Annotated in this window: 12 protein-coding genes; 3 read left to right on the forward strand and 9 right to left on the reverse strand. The window is 43.2% G+C overall.

Annotated features, from left to right (window positions below; genetic code table 11):
* Window positions 1-9: 9 nt before the first annotated feature.
* Both rne and AAFM34_RS03200 read left to right on the forward strand, forming a co-directional pair.
* Window positions 10-2,919 (forward strand): ribonuclease E, encoded by a 2,910-nt coding sequence (rne, locus tag AAFM34_RS03195; protein WP_341659923.1) that lies wholly within the window; start codon window positions 10-12, stop codon window positions 2,917-2,919.
* 302 nt (window positions 2,920-3,221) lie between these two features.
* Window positions 3,222-4,781 carry a SulP family inorganic anion transporter gene (locus AAFM34_RS03200; protein WP_341659925.1) on the forward strand — a complete coding sequence of 520 codons (1,560 nt, stop codon included), beginning with the start codon at window positions 3,222-3,224 and terminating at the stop codon, window positions 4,779-4,781.
* A 50-nt stretch (window positions 4,782-4,831) separates the two neighbouring features.
* On the opposite strand, the gene rnd is transcribed toward AAFM34_RS03200, so the two are convergent.
* The 8 genes from rnd to AAFM34_RS03240 form a co-directional block, all read right to left on the reverse strand.
* On the reverse strand, window positions 4,832-5,947 hold the full coding sequence (gene rnd / locus AAFM34_RS03205) for a ribonuclease D (RefSeq protein WP_341659927.1): 1,116 nt from the start codon (window positions 5,945-5,947) through the stop codon (window positions 4,832-4,834).
* Between the two features lie 189 nt (window positions 5,948-6,136).
* Window positions 6,137-7,825, reverse strand: a complete 1,689-nt coding sequence (fadD, locus tag AAFM34_RS03210; protein WP_341659929.1) for a long-chain-fatty-acid--CoA ligase FadD — start codon at window positions 7,823-7,825, stop codon at window positions 6,137-6,139.
* A 114-nt stretch (window positions 7,826-7,939) separates the two neighbouring features.
* Complete coding sequence (locus AAFM34_RS03215) at window positions 7,940-8,797, reverse strand: alpha/beta hydrolase (protein ID WP_341659931.1); 858 nt, start codon at window positions 8,795-8,797, stop codon at window positions 7,940-7,942.
* Window positions 8,794-9,351, reverse strand: coding sequence for a Slp family lipoprotein (locus tag AAFM34_RS03220; RefSeq protein WP_341659933.1), 558 nt, complete (start codon window positions 9,349-9,351; stop codon window positions 8,794-8,796). Before AAFM34_RS03220 ends, AAFM34_RS03215 begins: the two co-directional genes overlap by 4 nt.
* 19 nt (window positions 9,352-9,370) lie before the next feature.
* The gene (locus AAFM34_RS03225; RefSeq protein ID WP_341659935.1) at window positions 9,371-9,673 is read right to left on the reverse strand and encodes a chromosome partitioning protein ParA; all 303 of its coding nucleotides are present in this window, start codon (window positions 9,671-9,673) and stop codon (window positions 9,371-9,373) included.
* A 22-nt stretch (window positions 9,674-9,695) separates the two neighbouring features.
* Entirely contained in the window at window positions 9,696-10,397 is a 702-nt protein-coding gene (tsaB, locus tag AAFM34_RS03230; protein ID WP_341659937.1) for a tRNA (adenosine(37)-N6)-threonylcarbamoyltransferase complex dimerization subunit type 1 TsaB, read from the reverse strand.
* A 12-nt stretch (window positions 10,398-10,409) separates the two neighbouring features.
* Window positions 10,410-12,335, reverse strand: a complete 1,926-nt coding sequence (locus tag AAFM34_RS03235) for an ATP-dependent DNA helicase (protein WP_341659939.1) — start codon at window positions 12,333-12,335, stop codon at window positions 10,410-10,412.
* A 136-nt stretch (window positions 12,336-12,471) separates the two neighbouring features.
* The gene (locus tag AAFM34_RS03240) at window positions 12,472-12,672 is read right to left on the reverse strand and encodes a hypothetical protein (RefSeq protein WP_341659940.1); all 201 of its coding nucleotides are present in this window, start codon (window positions 12,670-12,672) and stop codon (window positions 12,472-12,474) included.
* A gap of 197 nt (window positions 12,673-12,869) precedes the next feature.
* On the opposite strand from AAFM34_RS03240, the gene purU reads away from it, so the two are divergent.
* On the forward strand, window positions 12,870-13,703 hold the full coding sequence (purU, locus tag AAFM34_RS03245; protein WP_341659941.1) for a formyltetrahydrofolate deformylase: 834 nt from the start codon (window positions 12,870-12,872) through the stop codon (window positions 13,701-13,703).
* Window positions 13,704-13,753: 50 nt separating this feature from the next.
* On the opposite strand, the gene AAFM34_RS03250 is transcribed toward purU, so the two are convergent.
* Window positions 13,754-15,766: an NADPH-dependent 2,4-dienoyl-CoA reductase gene (locus tag AAFM34_RS03250; RefSeq protein ID WP_341659958.1), complete on the reverse strand. Its 2,013-nt coding sequence runs from the start codon at window positions 15,764-15,766 to the stop codon at window positions 13,754-13,756.
* Window positions 15,767-15,922: the final 156 nt, after the last annotated feature.

The following is a 15,922-nucleotide window of genomic DNA, read 5'->3' on the forward strand; positions in this document are numbered from 1 at the left end:
GATTTATTAATGAAAAGAATGTTAATTAACGCAACTCAAAAAGAAGAGTTGCGTGTTGCTTTGGTAGACGGTCAAAGGTTGTATGACTTAGACATCGAAAGCCCAGGGCACGAATCAAAGAAAGCAAATATATATAAAGGTCGTATTACGCGTATTGAGCCCAGCTTAGAAGCTGCGTTTGTCGACTACGGCTCAGAAAGACACGGTTTCCTACCTCTTAAAGAAATTGCACGTGAATACTTTCCTGAAGGATACACCTACCAAGGCCGTCCCAGCATAAAAGAAGTGCTAACCGAAGGCCAAGAAGTTATCGTTCAAGTAGAAAAGGAAGAGCGAGGCAGTAAGGGCGCAGCTCTAACTACGTTTATTTCTCTTGCTGGTAGCTACCTTGTCTTAATGCCTAACAACCCTCGAGCCGGCGGTATATCTCGTCGTATCGAAGGGGATGAACGAACTCAACTTAAAGCAGCCTTAAGCACATTAGATCTGCCGCAAGGAATGGGCCTTATCGTTCGTACTGCTGGCGTGGGTAAAAGTGCAGAAGAGTTAGAGTGGGATCTTAATGTCCTTCTTAACCATTGGGGAGCGATTAAACAAGCCTCTGATGCTCACCCTGCTCCATTGCTCATCCATCAAGAAAGTAACGTCATCGTTCGCGCCATTCGAGACTATCTGCGCCGTGATATTGGTGAGATACTAATAGATAGCAATACTATTTATGAGCGTGCCTTAGAGCACATTCGACTTGTACGCCCTGACTTTGTTAATCGAGTCAAAAAGTATGATGGCGAAATCCCTCTTTTTAGTCACTACCAAATTGAGAGCCAAATAGAGTCTGCTTTTCAAAGGGAGGTTCGACTCCCTTCTGGCGGATCAATAGTCATCGATCCGACCGAAGCACTTACCTCTATTGATATCAACTCTGCTCGCGCAACTAAGGGCGGTGATATCGAAGAAACGGCACTCAATACCAACCTTGAAGCAGCGGAAGAAATCGCACGCCAACTGCGTCTACGTGACCTGGGTGGTCTAGTTGTCATTGACTTTATCGACATGACACCAGTCCGCCATCAGCGTGAAGTAGAAAACCGTCTTCGTGATTCCGTTAGATTGGATCGCGCACGTGTCCAAATTGGTAGGATTTCCCGATTTGGGCTTTTAGAGATGTCGCGTCAGCGCCTAAGCCCGTCGCTAGCAGAAGCAAGTCATCATATCTGTCCTCGTTGTAGTGGTACAGGTGTCGTTCGTGACAATGAATCTTTAGCTCTCTCTGTTCTTCGTTTAATCGAAGAGGAAGCACTTAAAGACAACACGGCCCAAGTTCTTGCGGTTGTCCCAGTACCTATTGCTTCCTATCTTCTTAATGAAAAACGTCGCTCAATAAACCACATAGAGCGTATTCAAGAAGTGAAAATAACGGTTGTTCCTAATTCAGATATGGAAACACCGCATTTCGATGTGATTCGTGTTCGTGAAGGCGAAGAATTTGACCTTCTATCCTATTTGCTTCCGAGCAAACTGGATGCAATCAAAGAAGCAGAAAGTAAAGAAACCACTGAAGCTGAGGCTAAGCCAAGAAAGCTTGAAGAGCCAGCGTTGAAGGGCTTTGCCGCGCCATCTCAATCTGCACCTGCACCGAAGCAGTCGTCAAAGGCATCCAGCAAAGTGCAGTCTGGAACTAACCAGCCAGGTCTGGTGACTCGATTAATCCAAGCTGTAGGTAAGTTCTTATTTGGTTCTTCAGAAGAGCAAAATAAATCGGATTCTAAACAGGCGAGAGATCCGAAGAAAGATGCTCAGCGCAATAATCGTAATCGTCGTAATCGTAATAACGATCAACGCCGTCGTAACGGTAGGGATAACCGTAAAGACAATCGCGACGACAAGCGCGAGAGCCGTCACAACAAGCAGCAAAATGAAGAGTTCAACACTGAAGTAAAAGCTTCTTCTACTGAGCGCAAACAACAAAACCGTAAACCTAAGCAAGAACGTCGTAATAAACCACGTGACGACATGAATGCAACTAAGGTAGCCGAAGAAGGCCTAAAACTTGCGGCTGAAGCACAAAGTGAAGACAAGCCTAAACGTGAGGAAAAAACGGCAAAGATCAAAGAGCGCCGTCAACGCCGCAAATTAAGTAAGCAAGTGCGAGTCAAAGACCAAAAAGCTCAGGCAGTTGCAGCAGAAGAAGTGAAAGAAGTTCAGACTTCTGCTAGTCAAGAGGCTGTGATAGAGAACAATGATGCGGTATCAGTTGATGAGACAGAACAGCCTAAACAACGCCGCAATCGCCGTTCACCACGTCACCTAAGAGCGAGTGGTCAGCGCAGAAGACGTGGAAGAGAGCGTCGCCCTAACCCTTTCAGGCTCCGCAAAGGTGGTGTTGCATCTCCTGAAATGGCAATGGGTAAAGTTATGCCGAGTTATGGCATTAGTAAGCCACGACCAAAACAGGCAGATAAAGCTGATCCTATTACACCATTGGAGACAATCAGTGGTGTTGCTTGCCCCGAAATGGCAATGGGTAAAGTGATTGTCAGCCGTAATACGCCTATACACACAAGAGTTGAGTCAACCGCCTCTGCTGAAACCCCAGCTCATGTAGAAACTTTATCTACGGATAATAGTGTTGAAATCGCTACCGAGTTACCTGCTGTTGAGCTAAACCCAGAGCAGAATAAGTCATCAAGTGTTCAACCACCTTTTGAAGAGAAAGCATGTTCGGAGATTGTTTTACCTAAAGCATTTAAGGGCCATGCTTCGGCACCTATGGTGAAGGCTCCAGGAGGTGCCGAAATGAAGGAAATCACTGTTATTGCAGCCCCCTTCCGTGAACATAGGTACTTATCCAAAGGAGCAGGTAGTCAGGTTGCTCGTAATCAATCTAGTGCAAAAATGGCTCGACCTCAGCACTACTAGTTAGTAATAAAAAATATGAAACAGCCCCTTCAATGGGGCTGTTTTTTTAGATTTTTATGCGGCTGACATATGATACAAGCCAAACTATTCATTAGCTCTTACACCTAGCTTCTGGCTCATTATTGAACTTAATCACACTTTTATGTAGCATGCGTCAATCTGATTTGTCGCTTTTTCTTAATTTTCAATGCTCTTTTTCCGCTTATTTTGCTTCGATGAAAACTAAGTCAGAGCCTATACTTTTATCTATTAATTTATCGTTATCTTGTTTTTCGGATAACTTTTACCATAACTGAGCAAACATGTTTGAATTCCCACAATTTTCAAAACACTCTGTAAAAAATGATGTGTTATCCGGTTTAACCGTTGCACTCGCATTAGTGCCTGAAGCTGTTGCTTTTGCCTTCGTGGCTGGCGTTGACCCTATGGTCGGGCTCTATGCTGCCTTTATTGTTGGACTAGTTACCTCTGTATTTGGTGGTCGTCCTGGAATGATCTCTGGTGCAACTGGCGCTATGGCTGTAGTCATGGTGTCACTGGTCGCATCCCACGGAGTTCAATACTTATTTGCAGCTATAATGCTGGCTGGTCTTCTTCAGGTCACCGCTGGCATATTTAAGCTAGGCAAATTTATTCGTATCGTCCCTCATCCAGTAATGATTGGCTTTGTTAATGGTTTAGCTATCGTCATCTTCCTCGCTCAACTAGGGCAGTTCAAAGTTCCTGATGTTAATGGTGCCCTAACTTGGCTTCCACAGGATCAAATGATACTGATGCTAGGCCTAGTTGCTCTGACTATGGCCATCATTCACTTTTTACCTAAGTTCACAACCGCCGTCCCTTCTTCACTTGTTGCTATTGTGAGCGTCACAGCATTGGTTGTTGGTTTAGATTTAGAGACAAGAACTGTGGTTGATTTTCTGCGGACCATGTCAGGGGATGATCAAGCAACGCTTGCTGGCTCGCTGCCTACATTCGCATTACCTATGATCCCCATGACGCTTGAAACGCTTCAAATCATTCTCCCATATGCCATTATTCTTGCAGCAATCGGGCTGATTGAGTCTCTTTTGACACTCACTGTACTGGATGAAATGACCAATACTCGAGGACAATCAAACAGAGAGTGTGTCGGTCAGGGAATGGCGAACATTACCTGTTCCGTATTTGGTGCCATGGGTGGATGCGCCATGATCGGACAATCAATGATTAACGTCAATTCTGGAGGTCGTGGTCGCCTTTCTGGTATTGTTGCGGCTATTGCCCTTCTGACGTTCATTTTGTTTGCTTCTGCACTTATCGAGATGATCCCTCTTGCAGCTCTTGTAGGCGTCATGTTCATGGTAGTGATTGGTACCTTTGAATGGGCAACATTTAAACTGGCACGCCGTGTTCCAAGACAAGATTTCTTCGTCATCGTACTTGTTACTGTCGTTACGGTATTAACTGATCTTGCAATTGCGGTTGGTGTAGGTGTTATTGCATCAGCACTAATGTTCGCTTGGCAGCATGCAAAACACATATACGCAGACACAAAGATTAACGAAGAAGGCTCAAAAGAGTACAACATTCACGGACCAATTTTCTTTGGTTCAACGGCTAACTTTCTTGAGTTATTCGATGCTCAAAATGATCCTGCTGATGTTATCGTTGACTTTGCTGATTCGAGAGTAACCGATCATTCAGCGATAGAAGCGATAGAAACACTTGCTGAAAGATATTCATCGGTTGGAAAGACCCTTCATTTACGTCATTTAAGCCCTGACTGCCGAAAACTACTCGACAAAGCAGGAAGCTTAATAGAAATAAACGTAAAAGAAGATCCGAGCTACAAAGTTGCCACTGATGTTCTAGCTGGCTAGTTAGATTTTCTACATCGGGGCTTTCAATTGAAGGCCCCGTTTAAACTTCTCTACAGTAACTTATCCAGCTTTTCGCCCAATAAATCCAAGCGCCATCCTTGCATCAAGTCAGGGAGTTGTTGCGGATCGCGGTTTTTCTTCCACACCCATGAGATCAACTGATTGAGCTGTTTTTTAGACGCTAAAAATTCCGTTGCTAGACCGGACGATTGGGCCACTTTTTTCACTTCATCTTTAAGCGCTTTGAACTTGTGCTTATACATCGGCATATCCATTAAACGCTCTATCTTATCTGGATAATCAACCGCCGACTGCATCCGCGCACTTTTAACTATAGATATAATACGTGTACTATGACGGTCAACAGAGCGGCTATCTAGCCCTTCATCTTCCATACTTTGCTTGCTCTCTAAACCCAGCTTGGCAACCGACAGCAAGTCTTGTTCCTTGAATATAAAGTTCAAAGCTAAGTCACGTCGTATCGCCTCTTTATATCGCCAAGTTGCAAGAGGTTTTAAAATGGCCAACTGTTTGGGTTTTAGCTGCCAAGCACCTTTCACATCAAGATAGACGTTTTCAGGATCGATATTCTTGATTCTTTTTCTGGCAAGTGATTCACTTTCTAGTTGAGCAGCTTCTAACCATCCTGCTTCGCTCACTGCTTTAAGTAGTTTTTCATACAAAGGAAGCAAATAAAATACATCACCAGCCGCGTATTCAAGCTGCTTACTTGTCAGTGGTCTCGCCAACCAGTCTGTGCGGGATTCACTTTTATCAAGAGAAATGTCTAGATACGATTCGACCAAAGCTGCAAAACCCGTCGATAAGCCATGCCCTAAAAATGCGGCCATAATTTGAGTATCGATCATTGGGAATGGTAAACAGTTAAAGCTATTATTAAAAACTTCCAGATCCTCCCCACATGCATGTAATACCTTAACTACAGCCGTGTCTTTTAGAAGATCAATAAAGGCCGACATATCATCAATCACTGTCGGATCGATTAAGGAAAGATGTTCACCGTCATATAACTGTATGAGGCCAAGCTGGGGATAAAAGGTACGTGTTCTAACAAACTCCGTATCCAACATGACTGAGCCTGTCTTTCTCGCTTTCTGGCATAGCGAATTTAACTGTTCTGACTGGGTAATGATCTGATAATTCACAACACTCTCACTGTGAGTAATAAGGTAAGTTAGATATGTTGATTTAAATATCCACAAACCTTCGGGTCGATAAAGAAAAATGCCGACTCATTTAGCCGGCGCTCTTTATCACTTGGTATCTACTTATTAATATTTTACCGTTTACCGGCGAGATATCCGATAAGTATTTGGTTCTCTTTGTATTTAAATCTAGCTAACTTTGTCGAGTTTTGCATCATTCTCTTCTCGCAGTACTCGTCTTAGTATTTTTCCAACGTTTGTTTTGGGTAGCTCGTCTTTAAATTCAACCAGCTTAGGAATTTTATACCCAGTCATATGCTGACGACAGTGAGCAATGATCTCATCTTTGGTCAAGCTAGGATCTCGTTTAACCACATACACCTTTACAACTTCTCCAGAGACATCATGTGGCTGACCAATAGCAGCGACTTCCAAAACTTTACCATGTAAGGCAACAACGTCCTCAATCTCATTAGGATATACATTGAAGCCAGACACCAAAATCATGTCTTTCTTACGATCAACGATATGGATTAGGCCCTGCTCATCAAACTTAACGACATCGCCCGTTGAAAGCCAGCCGTCGCCATTTATCACTTCTTTCGTCGCTTCAGGTCTCTGCCAATAACCTTGCATCACCTGAGGGCCCCGAACTTGAAGCTCTCCCACTTGAGTGTTCGGCAGCACACTACCTTCTTCATCAACAATACGAACTTCTGTTGAAGGCACAGGCAAACCAATAGCTCCAGTATATTCGCCCGTATCGTATGGGTTTACTGTAACTAAAGGAGAACACTCTGTGAGTCCATAACCTTCCAGCAGGCAGATACCCGTTGTTTTGTTCCAATTTTCAGCAACAGCCTTCTGCACAGCCATACCACCGCCAATAGCTAATTTCAGTTGACTGAAGTCAAGCTCATGAAAGTCTTCGTCATTGACTAGGGCATTAAACAAGGTATTTACACCTGTTATTGCAGTAAAACGATTTTTTTTCAGTTCTTTAACAAAACCAGGAATATCTCGTGGGTTGGTAATTAAGAGGTTACAGCCTCCTAATTCCAAGAAAAACAAGCAATTTACCGTTAGAGCAAAAACATGATAGAGCGGAAGTGCTGTTACAATCGTTTCCCTGCCTTCAATTAACACAGGGCCATACATAGCTCTTGCCTGCATGACATTAGCAATCATATTGCTATGGGTTAAAATAGCGCCTTTGGCGACTCCGGTCGTACCGCCTGTATATTGCAAAAACGCAATATCATCCCCAGACATAAAAGGCTTAACATATTGAAGGCGACGACCTTTTTGTAACGTTTTACGCATTGAAATAGCGCCGGGCAAATTATATTTAGGTACCATCCCTTTGACGTACTTCACCACAAAGTCGACCAAAGTGCCTTTTGCTCTGGGAAGCATTTGGCCAAGACTGGTTAATACAACATGCTTAACTGAAGTTTTCTCAACCACCTGCTCCAGCGTGTTAGCGAAGTTCGACACGATAACAATCGCTTTAGCTTCTGAGTCATTAAGTTGGTGTTCTAGCTCTCGCGGTGTATATAGAGGATTTACATTGACCGCAATAAGGCCAGCGCGTAACACTCCAAATAAAGCCACAGGATACTGCAAAAGGTTGGGCATCATTAAAGCAACCCGATCGCCTTTCTGTAGCTTCAGTTCATTTTGCAAATACGCCGCAAATGCGCGACTACGCTCTTCCAGTTTACGGAAAGTCATCACCGAGCCCATATTGGTAAATGCAGGCTGGTCAGCAAATTTCTGCACTGACTGCTCAAACATTTCCACTAAAGACGGGTAGTGATTTGGGTTGATGTGCTCTGGCACATCGCTAGGATAACGAGACAACCAAGGTTTATCCACGAAAATACTCCTTGAAGTAATTAGGCTGTTATCTATCTAACGCCATGTTTATTCTAATAGGCCAGTATTACAACACAGCCACATAACTAGGGCACGAAAGGCTCGGCTACTAATTTAAATTCTGTTAACCAAAGCAAAAATTAGACTAGATACTCTAGAGGAGGATTCTAAATGGCAATGGTGCCCACCTTCAACAGTTGCGACCTCCACGGTTCTCAGTTCCCCTTCTTGTACCTGACGCAAGTATGGGAATCCATTTTGACCCAATACAACTAAGTGAGGACACACTATTCCTTTCCTAACAGACTGCGCATGCTGATGTGACATACGATAGAGAGATTGGCCTTGCAGTTTTTCATCATGTCGCCACAGCCAACCATCCGATACTTTCTTAAGCCCTCGTTGCACTATTGGACTGATAAGAGCTGAAGGTATTTGGTTAATCTTAGCTCGAACGTCAACAGCATCATCCTGTGACAAAAACGCTCGATTCGGTCTGCTACGAATTTTTTGTCGATTCAAAACACCTTCCCTTAGACGTGAAACTGTATTCTCACTATCTTCGGATAAAGGGCCACGCCCTTCGATCTCGACAAGTGCGCTAACTTGCTCTGGAAAAGCCGCACTATAGCAACTTGCCACCAAAGCACCAAGCGAATGACCTACTAAAACCAGTTTTTTTGGTGATAATTCAGACAAAAACTGATAAATATCATCAATGTAGTCATGAAATGAATAAAAATTGTTACCCGACTTATGACTGGATTGACCGTGACCAGGGAGATCAATTGCACATAGATGAAGAGCCGGCTCTAACCCATGCAATTCTTTCATAACTGATTCAAAACTGGCTGCATTATCAAGCCAGCCATGTATAAAGACTAGAGAACACTTAGCCGAATCACTGTAACCGTACTCAACTGCACTCAAATATCCCTCTGCTAGGGTATATTGGGTATTTCTATAACTCATTTAACTTCCTGGATAACAATACCTTGCTGCGTCCCGCGAGTGATTTCACGGCAATAGAGACTGCGACAAGAATAATTATAAGGGCCAAAATCATTATGCATGATTACTCGCTCTTCAATTTTCCATAAATGGTAGTTTTTCACCTTCATCACAGGAAATTCATAGCTATAGTCACCCACTGGTGCAATTTCCTTATGGCCGTTATCTCCAAGTAACGTAATCAAACGCCCCTCTGACAGTTTTACAGGATCTGCAAAGCCGTCAATGTAAGCGACAAAACGCCCTTGTGGCTCTTGATTGATATCCGGTTTACCACTTGAGCCTATCGGTAAGTTAACCACCTCTACCCTAGTTGTGTCTTTTAAGTTAGTTACATTTGCAATCACTCCACCCAAGCGAAGTTCTTGAGTGACATCCAATGATTCTCTCCAGTTTGAGTAACTGGTCTGTACATTTGGGTTACTCGATACTAAGTCTTCAGGAAGAACACTACAGGCACTCAGTGCGATAATAAGAAGAGTGAGTACAGAACATTTAAATACATTTGATTTCATAGGGAGCCTTTTCAAGCCGTTAAATATAAAGGTCAACGCCCAAGAGCTGTGACAACTCCTCACGTTTCGTTTGATTCATCACATTCATATACTCTTCCAGAGCTTTTCTTCCTTGCCCTTCAGGAAGATCATACTGTAGCTGTGCTTTATGGATATCTGATTCATTAATATGGCGAATGGAGTGTGCTACAGCACTAGCCACTTTACTTGGCTGATCAACGGGTGTTTTACTGTGTGATTTTTTTACTCCATCTTTTTTTCCAGTTTTATTGGCTTTATTCGGCCCTGGCAGTGATGGAGGTAATCCATTGATAGAAACCATACTCTCCCCGTCTTAAATCCTCTTATTCTCTACCTGGTAACTTCTTCCATGCTACTTTATCACGCAAGTAAACTGGACTCGCTTGCTCAACCGTTTGGATATTACCCTTTTCAAACTCAAACTTGGCCAATACAACAATATCTTCAGCATCTGGGTACAGAATATTACCCGTCACAATATCGAATTTAACCGTATCCAACAATTCTTTATAAGCTTCCCAGCCTGTTCCAGCTGTAACCCAAGACATGTCATCAGTTTGACTATTGTCAGCCGCTACAGCAGGAGGGATAACGGCCTCGTCATCGACAGAAGCCCAAGTGCCATCTTCTTGACGCATAAAACGCCCCCAATACACTTCACTCATACGAGCGTCAATCGCACAAGCTACATGCGTTGCGCCCATATTACGATAGCTACCTTGAGCCATAGCTTGTAATGTGGAGATACCAATCATAGGCAGCTCAGCTCCAAACGCTAAACCCTGTGCAATACCAATGCCAATACGGACCCCAGTAAAACTACCTGGACCTCGACCAAATGCCAACGCATCCAACTCATCTAAGTTAAGACCCGCTTCTTTCAATACTTCGTCCACCATAGGTAGAATTTTTTTGGTATGGTCTCGAGGTGCAACTTCTCTACGTACGTACACACGATCATTAACAAGTAATGCGACAGAGCAATTTTCAGTTGCTGTATCTAAGGCAAGAATTTTTGCGCTCATTGAATTCTCTAACTATCTGTTTGTTTCTTTAATTTGTGCAAGAAAATCTTGCACGACTGCCAAATCTCGAGTCCGTGGAATTGGCGGTAAACTGGCAAGAAAAACGCCACCATAATCCCGAGTGACCAGCCTGTTATCACAAATGATCAACACACCTTTATCTGTTTTATCCCTAATTAAACGCCCCACTCCCTGTTTCAAGGTGATGACAGCGTCTGGAAGTTGAACCTGTGAAAATGGCTGACCTCCTTTTAACTGACAATCCTCTATCCTTGCTTTGAGTAAAGGATCATCGGGTGCTGTAAAAGGCAACTTGTCGATAATAACACAGCTGAGGGCATCACCTCTAACATCAATACCCTCCCAAAATGCTCCTGTCGCAACCAGTAATGCGTTCCCCAGTTCCATAAATTCACTGAGAGTTTTTTGTTTACTGGTTTCTCCTTGCATTAACACAGGGATTGACAAGCTATTGCGAAACCTTTCAACCAATTCCTTCATCATATTATGAGATGTACAAAGGAAGAAGCACCGCCCCTGATTCTTTTCAATCACTGGTCCTAACATCGACGCTAACTTATCCGCCATATTAGGGCTATTAGGTTCAGGTAAGTAGCGAGGAACACACAACTTTGCTTGAGTGTGGTAATCAAACGGACTAGCCAAGGCTAACTCAGTATCAGCCTTAATACCAAGCCTAGAGGTAAAGTGTCCAAAATCCCCATTTACACCTAAGGTTGCTGACGTGAAAATCCAAGCTCCTTTTGTTTGTATAATCTGCTCTTGAAATTTATCAGCGACCGACAAAGGAGTGATATGTAAACTAAAATGTCGCGGTGTTGTCTCATACCAATATGAGTATCCGGTAATGGAAACGTCACACATTCTAACTAAGCGGGCATGGATTACACAGGCTCTTTCATAGGCTGTATCGAGAAGTTGGCTTCTGCCAAGCGCTAATTTTAGTACTTCTATACAAAATTCAAGCGTCTCGCGCAAGCGTTCAAGATCCCTTTCAATTGCAGCAGACTGTATCGCTTCACGCCAATTACCCCGATAACCAGGCTCTCCCAAAGCTACCCTGAGATCCATTGCACCTTGTAGTAGTTTCTCTCCGACTTTTTGTAACTGACGCATGTCTTTAGCTTCAGTTCGGTAAGCTATTTCAATATCTTTAGATAATTCTTGGATCTGTCGACTGGACAATGACTGGCCAAAATACTGACTAGCAATATCAGGTAACTGATGTGCCTCATCAAAAATAAAAACTTCAGCTTCGGGAATAAGCTCGCCAAATCCGGTTTCTTTTATTGCTAAATCAGCCAAGAAAAGGTGATGATTCACCACTACCACATCGGCATCCATAGCTTTTTTACGAGCTTTGAGAACAAAACAATCTTGATAGCTGGGGCACTCTTTGCCCAAACAGTTATCATTGGTTGAAGTGATAGATGAAATCACTGGGCTATCTTCAGCTATGTCACTGCATTCACCAAGGTCCCCACTTCTTGTTTCACTCGACCAAGCTCTGACTTTAACCAGTTGGCTAAGAAGGTTAGTGTCTATTCCTTCTCCATGGCTTTCGACCATTTGTCGACTTAAACGATCAAGGCATAAATAGTTTGACCGGCCTTTTAACAGAGCGACTCGCCCGCCAAAACCGAGAGCATCAGTCACTAAGGGTAAATCACGGTGAAACAGTTGCTCTTGGAGATTTTTTGACCCTGTGCTAATGATGGTCTTTTTTCCACTTTGAAGTGCTGGAATAAGGTAAGCAAAAGTCTTTCCTGTCCCTGTGCCCGCTTCAATAACCACTTGCTGACTAGCTTGAATCGCAGTAGAAATTGCTTCAGCCATCTGCAGCTGGGCTTTTCGAGGTTGAAAACCCTTAATTACTTTACCTAAAGCACCTTTAGCTGAAAAAATTTTTGAAATCATCAAGGAGGAATGTGAATCTGAGATTGGGTAAAAACGGATTATGTCAGGTTCGAGCTCGGGATGCGAATATAATTAGAGCGAATAAACACAAATCCCTCATGTCAAAAGAGGGTGTGAACATTTTATTTTCAATTACTTAACGTCGATTCAAATAACGCGACAGCCAAGCCGGGCCTTCAAATTCATTTTGGCAATCTGTCATTGCGCGAGCAGCTTCACTAGGCGACGCTTTATTTTCCCACATTTCATTGAGAAGTTCTTCATTAAGCTCTTGATCACCAAGTAGTGCACTCACTCTTTCGCAGTACAACTTGCGCGCAAGTAGATCTCTATCCATATCTACTACCTCTAAGGGCTGAGATCAGTCAGTTTCTCGACAAATTCACCAAGCCAATCGGTTAGCTAGGATTAATGCTTGAAACTATCACAACATTAGGATAATTGTAGTTGCTATAGTTACAGACTGCTTAATAGTTCAGTATCAAATTTTAGTTTTAAACTACAAATAACATAATTCACGGAAGTTACATCCCAATGGAAAAGAAAACACTGCTTACTCATTGTAAAGATGCGCCAGGCCTTATATCAAAAGTAACCAACATCTGTTACAAACATCAGCTCAATATTATTCACAACAATGAATTTGTCGACAATACAAGCGGTCACTTTTTCATGCGTACTGAATTACAAGGATACTTTAACGATAGTATACTCCTTGAGGAACTGGATCAGGCTTTACCTCAAGGTGCCTCAAGAGAATTAGTTGGCACAAATCGAAAGCGTATCGTGGTTATGGTGACCAAAGAAGCACATTGCCTTGGTGACATTCTGATGAAAAGTTACGATGGCAGTCTCAATGTCGATATTGCCGCAGTGGTGGGTAATTACGATGTCCTTCAAAGCCTTACAGAAAAATTTGATATCCCTTACCACCATATCTCACATATAGGATTAGATAGAGAAGAGCATGAGAGGAAAATGCTTGAGGTGATTGAACAATACCATGCAGATTATCTTGTTCTCGCTAAGTTTATGCGTGTATTAACACCTTCTTTCGTTGAAAACTATCGCCATAAGATCATTAACATCCATCACAGCTTTCTCCCTGCGTTTATTGGAGCTAGGCCTTACCAACAAGCCTACGATAGAGGTGTGAAAATAATTGGAGCGACAGCGCACTTTGTCACCAATGATCTCGATGAAGGCCCTATCATCAAACAAGATGTCATACCCGTTGATCATAACTTTAGCGCGCAAGACATGGCACAAGCCGGACGTGATGTTGAAAAAAACGTTCTGAGTAAAGCGTTAAGTAAAGTGATCAATGACCATGTGTTTGTAATGGGAAATAAAACCGTCATTCTTTAACCTACAAATGGGAAGCCCTTCTGTGAAAGGTCTTCCCACTGCACTTGAATTTACAACTTTATGGCAAGCTCGACACCTTGACGAATCGCCCTAACAGCATCTATTTCTCCAGCGTGGTCCGCCCCACCAATAATGTGAAGTTTATCGCCCATTTGTTGCCATTTGTCTTCAAAAGGCCTGACCGACTCTTGACCAGCACATATTATGACCTTGTCAACTTCAAGCAATTGGGACTTGTCATTGCAGGTGATATGTAAGCCTTGCTGATCAATTTTGTCATAACTCACACCACCAAGCAGATTCACCCCTCTTTTCTCCAACGTTCGTTTGTGAATCCAACCTGTTGTTTTTCCAGGACCTTTACCCACTTTTCCAGCTCTTCTTTGTAGAACCCAGACATCCTTTTCAGTGTGAGAATCTGGGTATGGGAACAAACCTCCTGGATGAGCTATATCTTTATCTATCCCCCACTCATGAAGCCAATCATCAAGGTTGTGTCCAGACGGTTCTGTTAGCATGGTAGCTACATCAACACCAATACCGCCCGCCCCCACAATCGCTACTTTTTCTCCAACGTAAGCTTTCTCTTTGATCAATGTTTGGTAATCAATGACTTTATCAGGGTTTTCAATTCCTTCTATCTTCACCTTACGTGGCTCAACGCCAGAGGCCATCACCACCTCATCATACTCAGCAAGCAAATCAAAATTGGCCTCTGTTTCAAGGTGAAGTTTTACTCCCGTTTCATCAATTTGATTAGCAAAATACCGAATGGTTTCTCGAAACTCTTCTTTCCCTGGGATCTGCATAGCGAGACGGAACTGGCCACCAATTCGATCATTTCTTTCAAACAAATCCACATGATGACCTCGCTTAGCTAACGTCGTAGCACAGGATAACCCAGCTGGGCCAGCTCCAACGACAGCAATATTTTTGGGAGAACTGGAGGGAGTCACTCTGAGTTCATCTTCCCGACAGGCAAGCGGGTTAACTAAACAGCTTGCCCTCTTACCTTTGAAAACATGGTCTAAACAAGCTTGGTTGCAGCCAATACAAGTGTTTATCAAATGAGCCTGTTCATTCTCCGCTTTCACGACAAAATATGGGTCAGCCAAGAACGGACGCGCCATTGATACCATGTCTGCATGACCACTGGACAAAATACGTTCAGCTTCTTGCGGGGTATTAATACGATTACAAGTCACTATGGGAACCGATACATGTGGACGAACCTTTTCTGTCACCCAAGTAAAAGCACCACGCGGCACTTGTGTTGCAATGGTAGGAATTCGCGCTTCGTGCCAGCCAATGCCCGAGTTGATGATAGTCACTCCCGCTTTCTCTAACTCTTTGGCTAGAGTCACTACCTCATCAAAAGTACTGCCTTCTTCGACTAGATCCAGCATGGATAGGCGGAAAATGATAATAAACTCCTCCCCAACAGCTTGTCGCATCGCTCGGACAATCTCTTGTGGGAAGCGAATACGATTCTCATAATTTCCCCCCCAATCATCGTATCGAGTATTGGTGCGCTTACAGATAAATTGGTTAATCAGATATCCTTCAGAACCCATGATCTCGACCCCGTCATAACCAGCTGATTTTGCAAGTACCGCGCTATTGGCGAAAGCTGCAATGGTTTTTTTTATTTGACGGTCACTCATTTCACTCGGAGCAAAACGAGCAATAGGTGCTTTAATTGCGGATGAGCTTTGAGAAAAAGGATGCATTGCATAGCGACCAGCATGCAAAAGTTGAAGCGCGATTTTACCGCCATGCTTATGAACAGACTCAGTGACGACTTTGTGTGCTTTAGCATGTTTTGTCTTGCTAAACTCAGCGCTAAACGGATGTAGCCTACCCCGTAAATTGGGAGAAAAACCTCCTGTAACAATAAGGCCAACACCGCCCTTCGCACGTTCAGCGTAAAAAGCAGCCAGTTTTCCCAGCCCCTCTTTATGTTCTTCAAGGCCAGTGTGCATAGAGCCCATTAAGACTCGATTTCTAATCTGAGTAAATCCTAAATCCAAGGGCTTTAACAAGTTTGGGTACATAGCAGACATCACTTCATTATCTTTTTCTGGTCTGACCACAATAGATTTGACTGCAATTAAAATCAAACAGGCGTTTACATTTTTGTAACAGTGATCAATCTTGTAGTTGTTCAGGTATACTAGTTTAAGTAGGATGTATACCTACTTACACTTTTATGCTCAAGC

It is taken from the genome of Vibrio sp. (genome assembly GCF_038138445.1).
Classification (GTDB): Bacteria; Pseudomonadota; Gammaproteobacteria; order Enterobacterales; family Vibrionaceae; genus Vibrio.